Raw genomic sequence first — 1,238 nt, 5'->3', positions numbered from 1 at the left:
GTCAAGGTGTAGCTGGCCGCTTCACCTTCATTCACTGACGCATTGCCCGTCAGTGTCAGGGTAGGCGCATCCGTGGTGGTGCCGTCATTGATGGTGGTTTCCACCGCAGCCGGGGCGCTTGGCTGCGCCTCAAAGTCACCACCGGAGGTGGCATTCACCGAGACGGTAAAGACATCATCATCGGCAGATTCGTTCAGGCTGTCATCAAGCGTATCCACGGTGAAATCGATGGAAGTGGTGTTCGCCGCGATCACCACATCACGGGTCACCGGCGTGACATCGCCATCTTCCGTGGTCTTGTGAGCCACGACGATAGTCACGGTGAAATCAGCGGTTGGCGCTTCCGACAGGGTGAGGGTGTAACTGGCCGCTTCACCTTCATTCACTGAGGCATCACCCGTCAATGTCAGGGTTGGCGCATCCGTGGTGGTGCCATCATTGATGGTGGTTTCGACGGCAGTTGGCGCCGTTGGCTGCGCCTCAAAGTCACCGCCGGAGGTAGCATTCACCGAGACGGTAAACACGTCATCATCCGCCGATTCATTGAGGCTGTCATCAAGCGTATCAACGGTGAAGTTGACCGAGGTGGTGTTCGCAGCGATGACGACATCACGGGTAACAGGCGTCACATCACCATCTTCTGTGGTCTTGTGACCAATCACCACAGTGACCGTAAAGTCAGCCGTCGGTGCTTCCGACAGGGTAAGCGTGTAGCTGGCCGCTTCACCTTCAATGACAGAGGCATCGCCTGTTAAGGTCAGGGTTGGCGCATCCGTGGTGGTGCCATCGTTGATGGTGGTTTCGACAGCAGCTGGAGCCGTTGGCTGCGCCTCAAAATCACCGCCAGAGGTGGCATTCACCGAGACGGTAAACACGTCATCATCCGCCGATTCATTCAGGCTGTCGTTCAGGGTATCAATGGTAAAGTCGACCGAGGTAGTGTTAGCCGCAATGACCACATCGCGGGTCACCGGGGTGACATCGCCATCTTCCGTGGTTTTATGTCCCACGACAATAGTCACGGTGAAATCAGCAGTTGGCGCTTCCGACAGGGTGAGGGTGTAGCTGGCCGCTTCGCCTTCATTCACTGAGGCATCGCCGGTCAGTCTAAGCGTCGGTGCATCCGTGGTGGTGCCGTCATTGATGGTAGTTTCGACAGCAGCTGGAGCCGTTGGCTGCGCCTCAAAATCACCGCCAGAGGTGGCATTCACCGAGACGGTAAACACGTCATCATCCGC

The 1,238-nt window shown here is 57.1% G+C and carries 1 protein-coding gene; it reads right to left on the bottom strand.

The window, feature by feature from the left end:
• Window positions 1-1,238: immunoglobulin-like domain-containing protein (locus RN22_RS25210; protein ID WP_046307315.1), on the bottom strand; the 1,238-nt coding region annotated here is incomplete at both ends.

Source organism: Grimontia sp. AD028 (assembly GCF_000973155.1).
GTDB lineage: Bacteria > Pseudomonadota > Gammaproteobacteria > Enterobacterales > Vibrionaceae > Enterovibrio > Enterovibrio indicus.
This window is presented reverse-complemented; position numbering and strand designations above follow the sequence as displayed.